This window comes from Leptotrichia sp. oral taxon 879 str. F0557, from assembly GCF_000469385.1.
Classification (GTDB): Bacteria; Fusobacteriota; Fusobacteriia; order Fusobacteriales; family Leptotrichiaceae; genus Leptotrichia; species Leptotrichia mesophila.
The window spans coordinates 1-1,496 of the sequence record NZ_KI271303.1; the positions used below are offsets into that span (position 1 = coordinate 1).

Here is a 1,496-nt window from a genome sequence, read left to right on the forward strand (position 1 = left end):
ATACCATATTTTTAGGTCGGTTTTGTATAAGTTTTACTATATATTAATACCTACCTTTCCGGTAGCTGTCTTACATAAAGTGTACTACTAAATGCAACTATTGTAAAAATGGAAATATGTGTAAGACTAAATGCAACTTTAGTATATGGATAGTGGAAATAAACTTTTCACCCTAGGGAGGATATTTTTAATATAAGAATTCTTGAAAACAAAGTGAAGACTATGATATAATTTAGTTATTGCCTTGTTGCTTAAGAATCAAGGGGGTGCAAATCTATTTTAGGGAGGCATTTCAGAGGCAGAGGGTGCAGAGCTATAAATTGGGGGAGTGTATAATAGAAATCAAAAATGTCATTTTTGCTACAACGAATAGTTGTAAAAGATAAGGAGGAACAAATAGATGGATTATAATTTGGGTTCATTAGTTCTATCAGCAGTCGCCATTTTAATTACAATATGGGTGACTATATGGGGGAAAAAATCAGATCAAGCAAAACAAAATATTCAATTGATTGAGCAGTTTTTTTCATCGGACTTCTTTAAAAATGTACGGAGCATTGTTTGGGAGATAGATGTGAAATGGTTTAATCTTCCAGATGAAAAGAGGGAAGCATATCGAAAAGAAGTCGTTCTGGGTTGGGTAGGTTATCTGAATGGTTCATCGAATGATATACTTAACCATGAAGTCGCTAAAGATAGAATTGAGATAGATCATCACTTGGATGAAGTGAAAATAGATTATCTCACAGAACACCAAGCGTTAAGCGTGTATATTGGTTTTTGGATAAAATTGTACACTTACTATGAAACAGGGGAAATCTCAAAAAAAGCACTGAGAATATGGAAACAGTATTATGAATATGATCGTTGCTTCCTCAAAGACTTAAGAAGAGAGATATTACGAATCTCAGTATCGATGCAAAATTCTGAAAAACCACAGTGGATTGTTATAACTGAAAAATTGGAGAAGAAATGGGGTATTGAATAGAGGATTTTACTCATTTATATTACCCTTACGGTTTACTTCTATTTTGTAGACTATATATCTAAAATGGTTCTTTGTTAACTATTGGGGTGGGTTGTATAAGCCATATATGATAAAGTCCTAGTATACCACAAATAAAAAAGTCCCATTTATGGTAGAATAATACTTTATACATTCTACCAGACAGGAGGAACTGACTTATCAGAAAGGTTATTTTATCAATGGATGAACTGTTGTGGTCAAACATTTTTGTAACAATATAACCTAATTTGCTGCTATAGGGCAATTAAGCCCCATAACGTGCCTCAAAGGGCGTTCTATAATTATTGTAAGAATGTGGTCTCACATGATTATATTGAGTATATGTAAATTCTTCTATAGCTTTGTAAAGATCCTTCTCTGTGTGATAGTTGTGCAGGTTAATTAGCTCATTTTTTAAAGTATCATAGATTGTATAATATATTGCGACAAAATTAGAAAATGTAAAAACTCATGATAATTTCGTGTTAAA

The 1,496-nt window shown here is 32.3% G+C and carries 1 protein-coding gene and 1 pseudogene; one reads left to right on the forward strand and one right to left on the reverse strand.

From position 1 onward, the window contains the following. The first annotated feature begins 400 nt into the window (after positions 1-400). Positions 401-988: a hypothetical protein gene (locus HMPREF1552_RS03725; RefSeq protein WP_021743750.1), complete on the forward strand. Its 588-nt coding sequence runs from the start codon at positions 401-403 to the stop codon at positions 986-988. Between the two features lie 283 nt (positions 989-1,271). Here HMPREF1552_RS03725 and HMPREF1552_RS11775 read toward each other — a convergent pair. Further along, positions 1,272-1,433, reverse strand: a pseudogene (locus tag HMPREF1552_RS11775) (integrase core domain-containing protein); the annotation flags it as partial. Positions 1,434-1,496: the final 63 nt, after the last annotated feature.